Below are 13,462 nucleotides of genomic sequence, written 5' to 3' on the forward strand. Positions count from 1 at the left end.
CATGCAAACCGCCGAGGGGAACTCAGATGCGCAAGATACGCTCGCCGCGACCGATGCCGCTGGCACCGGTGCGCACGGTTTCCAAGATGGCGGCGCGGTCGATGGACTCCAAAAAGGCGTCCAACTTGCCCGCATCGCCAGTGAGCTCAATGGTGTAGCTCTTGTCGGTCACGTCAACCACGCGGCCGCGGAAGATGTCTGAGGTGCGCTTGATCTCGTCGCGCTCTTTACCTACAGCCCTGACCTTCACGAGCATCAACTCGCGCTCGATGTAGCGACCTTCGGTCAGATCCACCACCTTCACCACTTCAATGAGACGGTTCAGGTGCTTGGTGATTTGCTCAATCACCTCGTCACTGCCGCTGGTGACGATGGTCATGCGCGACAGGGAAGCGTCTTCTGTCGGCGCCACGGTCAGGCTCTCAATGTTGTAGCCCCGGGCTGAAAACAGGGCCACCACGCGCGACAAAGCGCCGGGCTCGTTTTCGATGAGCAATGCAATGATGTGCTTCATGGTCCTCGTCCTTCGCGCTCTTCAGGACAGTGGCGGTAACCACGGCCCCTTGGCCACGCTCTTCGATTGTTGATATATGCGTCTAGGCTGCGGCCACAGCCGCACCTCAAGGCAGAGGGCACGGGCTGCGAGCGGCAGCGCGGTAACGCCACCACCCCAGCACGCACCGCGCGCCTCAGAGGTCTTCCGAGCCCAGCAGCATTTCCGAAATGCCCTTGCCAGCCTTCACCATGGGCCAGACGTTTTCCGTCGGGTCGGTGCGGACATCCAGGAAGACGGTGCGATCTTTCAATCGCCGCGCTTCCCGCAGCGCGGGCTCCACATCAGCTGGCTTGTCCACCAACAAGCCCACATGACCATAGGCCTCTGCCAACTTCACAAAGTTGGGCAAAGCATCCATATAGCTGTGGGAGTAGCGGCCTTCGTAATCCAGCTCCTGCCACTGCCGCACCATGCCGAGATAGCGGTTGTTCAGCGACACGATCTTCACTGGCGTCTGGTATTGCAAACAGGTGGAGAGCTCCTGAATGCACATCTGGATGGAGCCCTCGCCGGTGATGCAAAACACATCCGCTTCGGGCTTGGCCAGTTTGATGCCCATGGCATAGGGCAGACCCACGCCCATGGTCCCAAGACCGCCGGAGTTGATCCAACGCCGAGGCTCATCGAACTTGTAAAACTGCGCCGCCCACATCTGGTGCTGCCCCACATCGGAGGTGATGTAGGTGTCTGTGCCGTGCGTCATCTGCCACAGCGTCTCCACCACCATCTGCGGCTTGATGACCGCACTGTCACGGCTGTAGGCCAGGCAATCGCGCTTGCGCCAATCGTTGATCTGGGACCACCAAGCGTTGAGCGCATCGGCATCGGGCTTGAGCTGCGCTTCCCGAATCTGGGCAATCAACTCCTGCAGCACATCGCGCACATCACCCACGATAGGCACATCCACCTTCACACGCTTGGAGATGGACGAGGGATCAATATCGACGTGGATGATCTTGCGTTCAACTTGCGCGAAGTGGTGCGGGTTGCCAATCACACGATCGTCAAAACGCGCGCCAACAGCCAGCAGCACATCGCAATGCTGCATGGTCATATTGGCCTCGTAAGTCCCGTGCATGCCCAGCATGCCCAGGAAGCGCGGGTCGGTACCGGGCATAGAGCCCAAGCCCATGAGGGTGTTGGTACAGGGATAACCCAGCAGATTCACCAATTCCCGCAGCTCAGCCGTGGCACTCCCCAGCACCACACCACCCCCGGTGTAGATATAGGGCCTCTTGGCTTGCATCAGCAGCTGGACTGCCTTGCGAATTTGCCCGCCGTGGCCTTTTTTGACGGGGTTGTAAGAGCGCATTTCCACCCGCTCTGGGTAATGGAAATTGGCACGGCTCACGGACACGTCTTTGGGAATGTCCACCACCACCGGGCCCGGGCGGCCGGTGCGGGCAATATGGAAAGCTTTTTTGATGGTGAGCGCCAAATCGCGCACATCCTTCACCAAAAAATTGTGCTTAACGATGGGGCGCGTGATCCCCACGGTGTCGCATTCTTGAAACGCATCCAGACCGATGGCCGGCGTCGGCACTTGGCCGGTGATCACCACCATGGGAATGGAGTCCATATAGGCCGTGGCAATGCCTGTGATGGCATTCGTCACACCGGGCCCTGAAGTCACCAGCGCCACACCCACCTCGCCGGTGGCACGCGCATAGCCATCAGCGGCATGTACCGCAGCCTGCTCATGGCGCACCAGAACGTGCTGGATGGATTGCTGCTTGTACAGTGCGTCGTAGATGTACAAGACGGCGCCGCCAGGGTAGCCCCAGAGGTACTTGACGCCCTCTTCGTGCAGGCAGCGCACAAGAATTTCTGAACCATTGAGTTCAGAAGCATTGAAAGGAGTTTGCGGAGACGTGCGACCAGGCGCAGCACGCTCAAATTCCGCGGCAGACATATTCATGTGTCGAACCTCTGAGATTTTCTCTAACGAAAAACCATCGGTGCCTCTCCTCTCACCCTTGTGGGGCGGACTTGACGCCTGCGCGATCTCACCACAAGGCGCCCCGGTCGGGCGCCCGTAAAGACCAATACTGCGTTGTGCGAACACTCATTATGCACGCGGCTTATGATGCGCTGCACAAAAGCGCACCCCTAGTTCGGGTGCCATAATCCGCCCCATTTTGCCAGCGTGAGGCCCGCAGACCTTGGCCACGGACAAAGAGCTCAACGACTTTCTCAAAAGCGCCGATCGCCGCGCCTTCAAGCGCACGCTCTACATGGTGCGGGACGAGGACGCGGCGCTTGATATCGTGCAAGACGCGATGATCAAGCTTGCCGAAAAGTACTTCGACCGCCCCGCTGCCGAGTTGCCGCTGTTGTTTCAGCGCATCCTCTCCAACGCGACGATGGATTGGTTTCGGCGTCGCAAAGTACGCACCGCCGTGGTGCGAAACCTCTCTGACTTTGAGGGGACAGACCCAGACGACGACTTCGACCTGCTGGAGAATCTGGAATCCCAAGACGGATTCATGGGCGCCCTGTCGGCGGCCGATGAAGTCTCCAGAGGGCAAACACTGAGATTGATTGAAGCAGAAGTCGAACAGCTTCCCGCGCGTCAACGCGAAGCCTTCCTGCTGCGTTACTGGGAAGAATTGGACGTTGCCGAAACCGCTGAGGTGATGGGCTGCTCGGAGGGGAGTGTGAAAACACACTGCTCTCGTGCCGTGCATGCTCTGGCCAAAGCGCTCAAGGCCAAAGGGGTAATGCCATGAATCACACGCAGACCAATCCAGCCACATCCGCCCAAGACACGCTGCAAAACCGCGTGGGGCAGCGCTTGGCTTCGTGCTTGAACGAACAGGCTGCCCACTTGCCCGCCGATATCGAAGAACGGCTGCGTTTTGCGCGTGAGCAAGCCATGAGCAAAGCCGCCGCTGCGCGGGCTGCCCAGCCCCTGGCCGCCGCTGATTTGCCCGTGCTGCAAGCGTCGCAGTCCACCCTGGTGCTGGGTCAGTCCTCAGGATCGGGGCCGCGCTGGCTCAAGCTCGCCGCGTTGGTCCCTGCCCTGCTGCTGGCGCTTGGTTTGGTGGTGATTCATCACAGCCAGTGGTATGAGCAGATCCGCGCTGCGGCAGAATTGGACACAGGGCTGCTTTCTAAGCCACTGCCGCCCGCCGCTTACAACGATCCAGGCTTCCGCGAGTACCTCAACGAAGACCCGAACGCCACCGAAGAAGACGAACAGTGACACGGGCAAGACTGCTTCTACCGCTTTTTCTGATCACACTGCAGGCATCGCTGGGCGCCGCAGCACAGTCCTTGACGCCTGCGGCAGCGGCTTCCAGCCCAGCCGCAGTGGCACCACAGCCAGCCACCTCGGCATCGCAACCTGCTGCGCCTGTTGCCGCACAAGCGAACACCGCGCCTGCGACTTCGCCTGACACCTCAGCGAAGCCTGCTCCCAAAGCCCCCTTGGTGCCACAAGCTGCCAACACCTTGCTGGTGGGCTCACCCAACTGGGCACAACTCAGCCCGGCTCAGCAGCAAATTTTGGCTCCATTGCAATCCGACTGGCCCCAAATGGACCACAGCAGGCGCAGCAAGTGGCTTGAGGTTGCTGCACGCTACCCCGGCCTGCCGCCTGATCAACAGGTGAGACTGCGCGAGCGCATGCAGCAGTGGTCGAACATGACACCCAGCCAAAGACAGGCCGTGCGAGCCAACTACCTGGACTTGACGCACCCCCCAGGAAAAGCCCCCCCACACACAGAGGCCGCTCAATCCAAGCTGCAAACCCAGTGGGAAGCCTACCAAGCGCTACCGCCGGAAAAGCGCCAACGTCTGGTTGAGCGCGCCGCCGAACGTGCAGCAAGCCAGCAGGCCGAATCCTCACCCTCACCCATCAAGCGGCGCACAAACGCAACGGTTCAACCGTCGCAAATGACGGTCCCCAAGGCCTTGCCGGACGCGCCCACTGTGGTGCAAATCCGGCCGGGTGCCAGCACGGTGATACGAAAAGCAGCACCCGCTGAGGCCGCCCGCCCGCCCGCAGGTGTGGCGTCAGCAGCCAGGCTCAGCCCGTGGCGCGCGTCGGCAGTCGACCCTGTGACGCTGCTCCCACGCACCCCACAGCCCTGATCGGCAAGCACCATGTCTGACACAACCCCTGCTGTGCCAGGGCTGATGCGGCGTTTGGCCTGCATGGTTTATGAAGGCCTGCTGCTGTTTGGCGTGCTGTTCACCGCTGCCTACCTGTATGCGGGCGTGACCCAGCAGCGAGATGCCCGTGTCGGGCAGCTAGGTCTGCAGCTGTTCTTGCTGGCCGTTTTAGCGCTCTATTTCAGCTGGTTTTGGTCGCGGGGTGGGCAAACCGTGGCCATGAAGGCCTGGCATTTGCGCGTGGTTGATCGCCAAGGTGCGCAACTGCGTTTTGGCCACGCGCTGCTGCGTTTCGTGGCGGCTTGGCTGTGGTGGGCGCCCGCCCTGTTCAGCTGCTACTTATCTGGCGTGCACCACAAACCCAGCGCCGTGGGCTTGAGTTTGGCGGTGGGCGCTCTCGCTTACTCCCTGTTGGCCCGGATACACCCTCGGCGCCAATATCTTCATGATGTCTTGTGCCGCACACAGGTCATTCACCAACCTCCGCAACCTCGCAATGAACAACCCCCACAAGGGCCGGACCGGCCTTGATCGCGTGATTAAAGCCGCAGGCTATTCCTACGAGGGCCTGCGTGCTGCTTACCAGGGGGAATGCGCATTCAGGCAGGAAGTGTGGATTTGCGTCTTCGCCACGCCTCTGGCTTTTGTGCTGGGACGGGACTGGGTGCAAGTCAGCCTGCTGCTGGGCACCCTGGTGTTGGTGTTGATTGTTGAGCTGCTGAACTCGGCCATTGAGGCGGCGGTGGACCGCGTCTCGTTTGAGCTGCACGAGCTGGCCAAACGCGCCAAAGACATTGCCAGCGCTGCCGTGCTGCTGGCCATGCTGCTGTGCGGTGGCGTGTGGCTCAGTGCCGTATGGCAGTGGTGCAAGGCAAGCTGAGCTGAGTCAGCGCCCGCCTCAGACCGCTGCTTCGTCCGTTTCGCCCGTGCGAATGCGGATGACCTGCTCGACGGCTGTCACAAAGATCTTGCCGTCGCCAATCTTGCCAGTCTTGGCCGCCTTCAAGATGGCGTCGATGCAGCGCTCCACCTCGTCGTCACGCACCACGACTTCCACCTTCACCTTGGGCAAGAAGTCGACCACATACTCGGCACCGCGGTAGAGCTCGGTGTGGCCTTTTTGACGGCCAAAGCCCTTGACCTCGGTCACAGTCAAACCAGAGGCACCGACTTCGGCCAAGGCCTCACGAACTTCGTCAAGCTTGAAGGGTTTGATGATGGCGGTGATTTGCTTCATCGAGGCACTCCGGATGGTTGATTTTGGGCGTTGACTGATTTAAGCACAGGCCCACAAAGCCTCAGGGCAAGTGGTCAGGAATCTGCGCCCAATCGTCCAACCACGTGCGCGCCGACGCGTCGCTGGGCGCACGCCAGTCGCCACGAGGAGACAAAGAACCACCGCTGCCCACTTTGGGCGCATTGGGCACACAGCTGCGCTTGAACTGGCTGCCTTGATAGAAGCGCCGAACAAAGATGCCCAGCACCGACTTCAGCTGGGCGTGCGAGTAGGTACCCTCTTGAACCGCCGATCCAGGCCCCCAGGCATGCCAGGCCAAGAAGGCGATGCGGCGCGGCGCATAGCCCCAACGCAACGCTTGGTAGAGGTTGAAGTCCTGCAGTTCATAGGGCCCGACAGCCGCCTCAGTGCTTTGCAGCGCGGCCTGCGGATCGGCGGCGCTGGCGGGCACAAGTTCCGGGCTGATTTCGGTGTTCAAGATGTCCTCAAGCACGGCTCGGGCCGCCGCACCTGCGCGACCGGTCTCGGCGACCCAGCGCACCAAGTAGCGAATCAAAGTCTTGGGCACGCTGGCATTGACGTTGTAGTGGGACATGTGGTCCCCCACCCCGTAGGTGCACCAACCCAGAGCCAGCTCGCTGAGGTCGCCCGTCCCCAGCACCATGGCGCCGTGATGGTTGGCCAGGCGAAACAGATGGCTGGTGCGTTGGCCGGCTTGGACGTTTTCAAAGGTCACGTCGTACTGCGCCTGGCCCTGTGCAAAGGGGTGGCGCAAGTCCTGCAGCATTTGCGTGCAGCTGGGCTTGATATCGATTTCTTCGGCACTGCAGCCCAGGCATTGCATGAGGCGCCAGGCTTGGTCACGCGTGCGCTCACTCGTGGCAAAACCAGGCATGGTGTAGGCCAAGATGTGGCTGCGCGGCAGCTTGAGCTTGTCCATGGCTTGCGCCGCCACCAAGAGCGCATGGGTCGAATCCAGCCCGCCTGACACGCCCACCACGAGCTTTTGCAGCCCGCTGCTGCGCAGGCGCTGCACCAGGGCTTGAACCTGGATGTGGAAGACCTCCTCGCAACGCTCGTCGCGCGATGCATCGTCAGCCGGGACATAAGGGTGGCGATCCAGCGCCCGATGTAGCGGCAACGCCTGATCCAGCCCCTGCGGCAAGGCCTGGAAGCTCACGCGGCGGAACTGCCTCAGCTGTGCAGCATGGATGCGCACGGCCTCGCCGTAGCTGCTGAGTCGGGCCCGCTCGTGAGCCAGGCGCTGCAAATCAATGTCAGCGCTGATCCATGCAGGCTCATCTGCAAAGCGCTCGCTTTGCGCGAGCAAGGCGCCGTTCTCGCCAATCAAGGCGTGGCCGTCCCACGCGGCATCGGTGCTGGACTCCCCCGCTCCAGCGGCCGAGTACACATAGGCCGCCAGGCAGCGTGCTGACTGCTGCGCCACCAGTTGACGCCGGTAGGCCGCTTTGCCCACCAAGGCGTTGGAAGCAGACAGATTGAGCAGCACCGTGGCACCGGCCAGGGCCGCGAAGGACGACGGCGGAATGGGCGCCCAGACGTCCTCGCACAGCTCCACATGCAGGCTCAGCAGCGGCTGATCTTGCGCCTCGAAAACCAGCTGGCTGCCAAAAAGCACGCGCTGGCCGAGCAGCTCAACTTCGTCCACCAAAGCATGGTCAGCGGCAGCGAACTGGCGGGGCTCATAGAACTCGCCGTAATTGGGCAGATAGCTCTTGGGCACCACACCCAGCACACGCCCCCGCTGCAAGACCACGGCCACATTGAAGAGGCGTTGCTGAACCCGCAGCGGCAGGCCGACCACGGCCAGCGTGGAGAGCTCGCGGCTGGCTTGCAGCACCTGCGCCAGCGCGTCCAGACTGGCTTGCTGCAAGGCCTGCTGCTGAAACAGGTCTTCGCAGCTGTAGCCCGACAAACCCAGCTCGGGAAACACCGCCACGGCCACCGATTGGGCGGCGAGCTCACGCAGCAATGCCGCGGTTTGTTCGGCGTTGTGCTGCGGGTCTGCCACGCGGCACAGCGGCACTGCCGCCGCGACACGGACAAAGTCGTGGTTGTAGAGGTTGAGGAAGTGCATGGCCAGACTATTGTGCAAGCAAAAACGCCCCGCACGGGGCGGGGCGTTGGACGGCGGAGTTGCGCTTATGCCGGCAAACTCAAGCCTCTTTGGCCTTGGCGAAGTTGGCGATGCCCGCCACCACTTCTTCCTTGGCTGCCTCAGGGCCTTCCCAGCCCTTGACCTTCACCCACTTGCCGGGTTCCAGATCTTTGTAGTGCTCAAAGAAGTGCTGGATGGCATTGAGGCGCATGTCGCTGATGTCCTCTGGCTTGTTCCAGTGCTTGTACATCGGCAGGATTTTGGTCGTAGGCACGGCCAGCAGCTTGGCGTCGCCACCGGCTTCGTCGTCCATCTTCAAGACACCCAGAGGGCGGCAGGTGACCACCACGCCCGGCGTCAGCGGGTAGGGGGTGATGACCAAAACGTCCACCGGGTCACCGTCGTCCGACAGTGTCTGGGGGATGTAGCCGTAGTTGCACGGGTAGTGCATGGCCGTGGTCATGAAGCGATCGACGAACAGCGCGCCGCTTTCTTTGTCCACTTCGTACTTGATCGGGTCGGCGTTCATCGGAATCTCGATGATCACGTTGAACTGTTCGGGCGCGTTGGGCCCTGGGGTGACGTTATGAAGGCTCATGATCAAAGGCTGCAAGGAGAAACCCGGATTCTAGGCTGTGATCAAGACAGATCACGACGCTATGTGAGCGCTTGACGCGCCTTGGCGTGACCGCTGGTAAACGCCCATGTGAGCCCCCCTACCCTCACTTAGTATGGGTTTGGCTACCTATGCCCCGCCCCTGCTTGTCAGGGCCTTTTTGCGAATCGCTAGAGAGGAGACGCTATATGTCGACGAGTTTGGCGTTGTATTTCGCGCTGGCCTGCGGCCTCGCCGCCGTGTTTTATGGGTTTGTCCAACGCAGTTGGATTCTTAGACAAGACGCTGGCAATGCGCGCATGCAAGAAATTGCTGCCGCCATTCAGCAGGGGGCGGCCGCCTACTTGGCGCGGCAGTACAAAACCATTGCCGTGGTCGGAGCGGTGCTGGCGGTGCTGATTGCCGTGTTTTTAGATTTGCAAACAGCCATTGGCTTTGTGGTGGGCGCGGCGCTGTCGGGAGCCTGCGGCTTTATTGGCATGAATGTGTCGGTGCGCGCCAATGTGCGCACCGCTCAGGCCGCCACCCAAGGCATGGTGCCGGCCTTGAACGTGGCATTCAAGGGCGGCGCCATCACCGGCATGTTGGTGGTGGGCTTGGGCCTGTTGGGTGTGGGCTTGTTTTTCCTGTGGATCAGCGGGGGCGAAAAAGCCGACAGCCAAACGCTCAAACCGCTGCTGGGCCTGGCCTTTGGGTCCTCGTTGATTTCCATCTTTGCCCGGCTCGGCGGCGGCATCTTCACCAAGGGCGCCGACGTGGGTGCTGACTTGGTGGGCAAGGTTGAAGCCGGCATTCCTGAGGACGACCCGCGCAACCCTGCGGTGATTGCCGACAACGTGGGCGACAACGTGGGCGACTGCGCAGGCATGGCCGCCGACTTGTTTGAAACCTATGCCGTGACGCTGATTGCCACCATGGCGCTGGGCGCGCTGACTTTCGGTGGTGCCTCAATGGCCACGCTGGTCTACCCCCTGGTGCTGGGCGGCGTGTCCATCATTGCCTCCATCGTGGGCTGCAGCTTTGTCAAAGCCACGCCTGAGATGAAAAACGTCATGCCCGCGCTCTACAAGGGGCTGATCGTGGCAGGTGTGCTGTCCTTGGTGGCGTTTTACTTTGTCACCACGGCCATGTTTCCGCAGCCGCTGGCGCTGGCGGGTGGAGTGAGCATCACGGCGCAAAACCTCTTTCTGGCCTGCGTGGTCGGCCTGCTGCTGACCGCCGCCATGGTGTGGATCACCGAGTACTACACCGGCACCCAATACAAGCCGGTGCAGCACGTCGCACAGGCTTCCACCACGGGGCATGGCACCAACATCATTGCGGGCCTGGGCGTGTCCATGCGCTCCACGGCCTGGCCGGTGCTCTTTGTGTGTGTGGCCATCGTGGCGGCGTTCCAGCTGGCGGGTCTCTACGGCATCGCCATTGCGGCCACTTCCATGCTGAGCATGGCCGGCATCGTCGTCGCGCTCGATGCCTATGGGCCCATCACCGACAACGCTGGCGGCATTGCCGAAATGGCGGAGTTGCCCGAGAGCGTTCGCAACATCACCGATCCCCTCGACGCCGTGGGCAACACCACCAAGGCCGTCACCAAGGGCTATGCCATCGGTTCAGCAGGACTGGCAGCGCTGGTGCTTTTTGCCGACTACACGCACGCGTTGGAATCGCGCGGCATGGCCGTGAGCTTTGATCTGTCCAACCACATGGTCATCGTCGGCCTGTTCATCGGCGGGCTCATTCCCTACCTGTTTGGCGCCATGGCCATGGAGGCCGTGGGGCGCGCCGCCGGGGCTGTGGTGGAGGAAGTGCGGCGCCAGTTCCGCGACATCAAAGGCATCATGGATGGCAGCGGCAAACCCGAGTACGGCAAGGCCGTGGACATGCTCACCGGCGCGGCCATCAAGGAAATGATTGTTCCCTCGCTGCTGCCGGTGGTGGTGCCCATCTTGGTGGGCATGCTGCTGGGCCCGGCGGCACTGGGCGGGCTGTTGATGGGCACCATCGTGACGGGCTTGTTTGTGGCCATCTCCATGTGTACCGGCGGTGGCGCTTGGGACAACGCCAAGAAGTACATCGAAGACGGTCACCACGGCGGCAAGGGCAGCGATGCCCACAAAGCGGCCGTGACGGGCGACACAGTGGGCGACCCCTACAAAGACACGGCAGGCCCGGCGGTGAACCCCCTGATCAAAATCATCAACATCGTCGCGCTTTTGATCGTGCCCCTGCTACCCATGGCCAGCGCGGCACCACCAGCGGTGGCGGCGCACTCGGCCACCATCATGCAAGAGGCGCCTGCCTCTGCCAGCACAGCGCAGGAGGCGCCAGCCAGCAGCGCCTCGCAGTAAGCGCCCCTGACGCAAGCCCCGGCGCCCTGGCTGGGGCTTGGCGGTGGCAACAGAAGACAAGCGTCTTGAAGAGCCCGATAGCGGGCTCTTTTCGCTTCTGAGCACGCCTGCGGCCAAGGGACAATCGGCTCAGTCCCTGCTCCATACTCCAAAGCCAGACCGTGTCCTTTGACGCTCTTGCCCCTGTTGTCGACACCCGGCGCCGCGAGGCGCTGATGCTGCTGTGGTCCAGCGTTCAGGCTCAGGAACTGGCCTGCGCCACCCTGCACCGTCGCCTGCAAGACTTGGCACAGCGCGCACGCACACTGCTGGAGCCGCTGCACCTTGAACTGCATATGCTGGAGCAGCAGCTGCACTGCGCGCTGCAGTATTTGCATACAGCGTCGCAAGGCCCGGCCAGCGCGGCCCCCACCGCGCCACCGCCGCATGAGCAACCCTGGCTGCTGCCCGCCTATCCCGCTGGCGCGCTGGACGCTCGGCTGATCTTGCAAGAACCCGAGGTGGCGCCGCCCGCTTCACTCAAAACCTTGTACCGACGCGCCGCGCGCCGCTATCACCCCGACCTGAGCCCGGATGAGGCCAGCCGCCCAGGTCTGGAGCAGCAAATGGCACAGATCAACCTGGCCTATGCCCGGGGCGACCGCCGCTACCTTGAAGCCTTGCTGATGGCCGCAACAGACCCCGCGGCTCGCCCCACCTCGGGCAGCGCGTCGGCTCACACCCAATGGCTGCAGCGCTGCGAGCAAGCCGCACGCCTGCGCCACCAAGAGTTGCATGCGTTTCAGGCAGAGCTGTGCAGCCACCCCTTGCACGCCCTGCTGTGCCCGGCCAACACGGCACCCGACGCCGACCCGCTCAAAGCCCATGCCGAGCAATTGCGGCGACACATGGCACAGCGCCGCCGCGAGCTCTACATCGGTCAGCGCGTCAAGCCACAATCGGAGCTGGCCGCCGCCTTTCTCACTCAACTGCCCCGCGCACCTTCGGCCCCTGCCCTGTCAAGCTGAACCCCGGCCGCACAGGGCCTGGCGGTGGTGCAGGGCATGCCAAGGAGCCCCATGTCTGACCCCAAGCCCGAGTCGCGCAGCGACGCCCAATGGCGCGAGCTGCTGGACGAGACCTCCTATTTGGTCACGCGCCGCGGCGCCACCGAACCCGCCTTCACGGGCCGCTACTGGAACCATTGGGAAGGCGGTGACTACCTCTGTGTGTGCTGCGGCAAACGCCTCTTCGCATCGGACAGCAAGTTCGACGCAGGCTGCGGATGGCCCAGCTTTTCGCAAGAGGATGCGCAAGCACAGATTCTGCGCATCGAAGACTTGAGCCACGGCATGCGCCGCGTGGAAGTGCGCTGCAGCAGCTGCGATGCTCACCTCGGCCATGTATTCCCCGACGGCCCCGCCCCCACGGGTGAGCGCTATTGCATCAACTCCGCCGCGATAGACTTCAGCCCCCGCTCCGATGCACCCCCGCGCGACTGACTCCCCATGAAGCTCTTGCTGGACTTTCTGCCGCTGCTGCTGTTTTTCGGCACCTTCAAGCTGGCCCAGGGGCGCCCCGAAGCGGCGGCGGCATTTGCCACCCAGTACTTTGGCGCGCTGGTTTCAGGCGGTGCCATTCAAGCCAGCGAAGCCCCTGTGCTCTTGGCCACCGTCGTGGTCATGGTCAGCACCTTGCTGCAAGCGCTCATCACCAAGCTGCGCGGTCAAAAGATCGACACCATGCTGTGGATCAGCCTCACGCTGGTGGTGGTGCTTGGAGGCGCCACGCTGTGGTTCCACAACGCCACCTTTATCAAGTGGAAGCCCACGCTGCTGTACTGGGGCGGCGCCTTGGCGTTTTTGATCTCTCAAACGTTTTTCGGCAAAAACCTCATTCAGGCCATGTTGGGCAAGGAACTCAAACTGCCCGACGCCATCTGGCGCCATCTGAACTGGGCCTGGGTGGTGTTTTGCAGCGGGCTGGGCTGCCTCAACCTCTGGGTGGCCTATCACTACAGCGACGAGACCTGGGCCAGCTTCAAGGTCTTTGGCGTGACGGGCTTGATCTTGCTCTTCACCCTGGCTCAAGGCCTCTACCTGATGCGCCACCTCCCGCCCGCTGCGGACGACGACACCTCTGCCAAGGAATCTGTATGAGCACCCCACCCCGCGCGCAAGCGTCAGACATTGAAGCCCGACTGCGCGCCGCCCTGAACCTGCTGGAGTTCGAATTGCAGGACGACAGCGCCGCGCACGCAGGTCATGCGGGCGCCCGCGAAGGCGGTCATTTCCGGGTGCGTTTGGTCAGCACTGCCTTCGAGGGTAAGTCCCGCGTGGCCCGCCATAGGCTCGTATATGATGCCCTCGCGGAGCTGATGCAGCGCGGTATCCATGCTTTGGTCATCGATGCCAAAACACCGACCGAGGCCCAGTCTCTTCGCAGTGGCGCCCACTAGTGGCGCTTTGTTTTGTCCGCAAGCCCGCCCTGA

Annotated in this window: 15 protein-coding genes; 10 read left to right on the forward strand and 5 right to left on the reverse strand. The window is 62.3% G+C overall.

From position 1 onward, the window contains the following. Positions 1–22 precede the first annotated feature (22 nt). Together ilvN and ACG0Z6_RS09510 are read right to left on the reverse strand one after the other, a co-directional pair. The gene (ilvN, locus tag ACG0Z6_RS09505; RefSeq protein ID WP_394460738.1) at positions 23–514 is read right to left on the reverse strand and encodes an acetolactate synthase small subunit; all 492 of its coding nucleotides are present in this window, start codon (positions 512–514) and stop codon (positions 23–25) included. Between the two features lie 175 nt (positions 515–689). Then, positions 690–2,474, reverse strand: a complete 1,785-nt coding sequence (locus ACG0Z6_RS09510; RefSeq protein ID WP_394460740.1) for an acetolactate synthase 3 catalytic subunit — start codon at positions 2,472–2,474, stop codon at positions 690–692. Between the two features lie 244 nt (positions 2,475–2,718). Between ACG0Z6_RS09510 and ACG0Z6_RS09515 the strand changes: the two genes are divergently transcribed. From ACG0Z6_RS09515 to ACG0Z6_RS09535, 5 genes are all read left to right on the forward strand, one after another. Continuing rightward, positions 2,719–3,285, forward strand: coding sequence for an RNA polymerase sigma factor (locus tag ACG0Z6_RS09515; RefSeq protein WP_394460742.1), 567 nt, complete (start codon positions 2,719–2,721; stop codon positions 3,283–3,285). Beyond that, positions 3,282–3,761, forward strand: coding sequence for a DUF3619 family protein (locus ACG0Z6_RS09520; RefSeq protein ID WP_394460744.1), 480 nt, complete (start codon positions 3,282–3,284; stop codon positions 3,759–3,761). The genes ACG0Z6_RS09515 and ACG0Z6_RS09520 overlap by 4 nt, the downstream gene beginning before the upstream one ends. A 254-nt stretch (positions 3,762–4,015) precedes the next feature. Then, on the forward strand, positions 4,016–4,651 hold the full coding sequence (locus ACG0Z6_RS09525; RefSeq protein ID WP_394461004.1) for a DUF3106 domain-containing protein: 636 nt from the start codon (positions 4,016–4,018) through the stop codon (positions 4,649–4,651). A 12-nt stretch (positions 4,652–4,663) separates the two neighbouring features. Next, positions 4,664–5,203: an RDD family protein gene (locus ACG0Z6_RS09530; RefSeq protein ID WP_394460746.1), complete on the forward strand. Its 540-nt coding sequence runs from the start codon at positions 4,664–4,666 to the stop codon at positions 5,201–5,203. Next, the gene (locus tag ACG0Z6_RS09535) at positions 5,169–5,552 is read left to right on the forward strand and encodes a diacylglycerol kinase (RefSeq protein WP_394460748.1); all 384 of its coding nucleotides are present in this window, start codon (positions 5,169–5,171) and stop codon (positions 5,550–5,552) included. Before ACG0Z6_RS09530 ends, ACG0Z6_RS09535 begins: the two co-directional genes overlap by 35 nt. Positions 5,553–5,570: 18 nt before the next feature. On the opposite strand, the gene ACG0Z6_RS09540 is transcribed toward ACG0Z6_RS09535, so the two are convergent. From ACG0Z6_RS09540 to ppa, 3 genes are all read right to left on the reverse strand, one after another. Continuing rightward, positions 5,571–5,909, reverse strand: a complete 339-nt coding sequence (locus ACG0Z6_RS09540) for a P-II family nitrogen regulator (RefSeq protein WP_394460750.1) — start codon at positions 5,907–5,909, stop codon at positions 5,571–5,573. A gap of 61 nt (positions 5,910–5,970) precedes the next feature. After that, positions 5,971–8,013 (reverse strand): NAD(+) synthase, encoded by a 2,043-nt coding sequence (locus tag ACG0Z6_RS09545; RefSeq protein ID WP_394461006.1) that lies wholly within the window; start codon positions 8,011–8,013, stop codon positions 5,971–5,973. Positions 8,014–8,086: 73 nt separating this feature from the next. Next, the gene (gene ppa, locus ACG0Z6_RS09550) at positions 8,087–8,626 is read right to left on the reverse strand and encodes an inorganic diphosphatase (RefSeq protein ID WP_394460752.1); all 540 of its coding nucleotides are present in this window, start codon (positions 8,624–8,626) and stop codon (positions 8,087–8,089) included. 206 nt (positions 8,627–8,832) lie between these two features. Between ppa and ACG0Z6_RS09555 the strand changes: the two genes are divergently transcribed. The 5 genes from ACG0Z6_RS09555 to ACG0Z6_RS09575 all read left to right on the forward strand — a co-directional run bounded on the left by ACG0Z6_RS09555 (position 8,833) and on the right by ACG0Z6_RS09575 (position 13,429). Continuing rightward, complete coding sequence (locus tag ACG0Z6_RS09555; protein ID WP_394460754.1) at positions 8,833–10,992, forward strand: sodium-translocating pyrophosphatase; 2,160 nt, start codon at positions 8,833–8,835, stop codon at positions 10,990–10,992. Between the two features lie 161 nt (positions 10,993–11,153). Next, positions 11,154–11,999: a J domain-containing protein gene (locus tag ACG0Z6_RS09560; protein WP_394460756.1), complete on the forward strand. Its 846-nt coding sequence runs from the start codon at positions 11,154–11,156 to the stop codon at positions 11,997–11,999. Positions 12,000–12,050: 51 nt separating this feature from the next. Continuing rightward, on the forward strand, positions 12,051–12,473 hold the full coding sequence (gene msrB / locus ACG0Z6_RS09565) for a peptide-methionine (R)-S-oxide reductase MsrB (protein ID WP_394460758.1): 423 nt from the start codon (positions 12,051–12,053) through the stop codon (positions 12,471–12,473). 6 nt (positions 12,474–12,479) lie between these two features. Further along, the gene (locus ACG0Z6_RS09570; protein ID WP_394460760.1) at positions 12,480–13,130 is read left to right on the forward strand and encodes a septation protein A; all 651 of its coding nucleotides are present in this window, start codon (positions 12,480–12,482) and stop codon (positions 13,128–13,130) included. Then, positions 13,127–13,429, forward strand: coding sequence for a BolA family protein (locus ACG0Z6_RS09575; RefSeq protein ID WP_394460761.1), 303 nt, complete (start codon positions 13,127–13,129; stop codon positions 13,427–13,429). The genes ACG0Z6_RS09570 and ACG0Z6_RS09575 overlap by 4 nt, the downstream gene beginning before the upstream one ends. The last annotated feature ends 33 nt before the right edge of the window (positions 13,430–13,462 follow it).

Source organism: Roseateles rivi, from assembly GCF_043555845.1.
Classification (GTDB): Bacteria; Pseudomonadota; Gammaproteobacteria; order Burkholderiales; family Burkholderiaceae_C; genus Roseateles; species Roseateles rivi.

Bases quoted from the DNA above. Each gene is read 5' to 3' on its own strand.
- ilvN (WP_394460738.1), bottom strand. From the start codon at position 514: ATGAAGCACATCATTGCATTGCTCATCGAAAACGAGCCCGGCGCTTTG.
- ACG0Z6_RS09510 (WP_394460740.1), bottom strand. From the start codon at position 2,474: ATGAATATGTCTGCCGCGGAATTTGAGCGTGCTGCGCCTGGTCGCACG.
- ACG0Z6_RS09520 (WP_394460744.1), top strand. From the start codon at position 3,282: ATGAATCACACGCAGACCAATCCAGCCACATCCGCCCAAGACACGCTG.
- ACG0Z6_RS09530 (WP_394460746.1), top strand. From the start codon at position 4,664: ATGTCTGACACAACCCCTGCTGTGCCAGGGCTGATGCGGCGTTTGGCC.
- ACG0Z6_RS09535 (WP_394460748.1), top strand. From the start codon at position 5,169: ATGAACAACCCCCACAAGGGCCGGACCGGCCTTGATCGCGTGATTAAA.
- ACG0Z6_RS09540 (WP_394460750.1), bottom strand. From the start codon at position 5,909: ATGAAGCAAATCACCGCCATCATCAAACCCTTCAAGCTTGACGAAGTT.
- ppa (WP_394460752.1), bottom strand. From the start codon at position 8,626: ATGAGCCTTCATAACGTCACCCCAGGGCCCAACGCGCCCGAACAGTTC.
- ACG0Z6_RS09555 (WP_394460754.1), top strand. From the start codon at position 8,833: ATGTCGACGAGTTTGGCGTTGTATTTCGCGCTGGCCTGCGGCCTCGCC.
- msrB (WP_394460758.1), top strand. From the start codon at position 12,051: ATGTCTGACCCCAAGCCCGAGTCGCGCAGCGACGCCCAATGGCGCGAG.
- ACG0Z6_RS09570 (WP_394460760.1), top strand. From the start codon at position 12,480: ATGAAGCTCTTGCTGGACTTTCTGCCGCTGCTGCTGTTTTTCGGCACC.
- ACG0Z6_RS09575 (WP_394460761.1), top strand. From the start codon at position 13,127: ATGAGCACCCCACCCCGCGCGCAAGCGTCAGACATTGAAGCCCGACTG.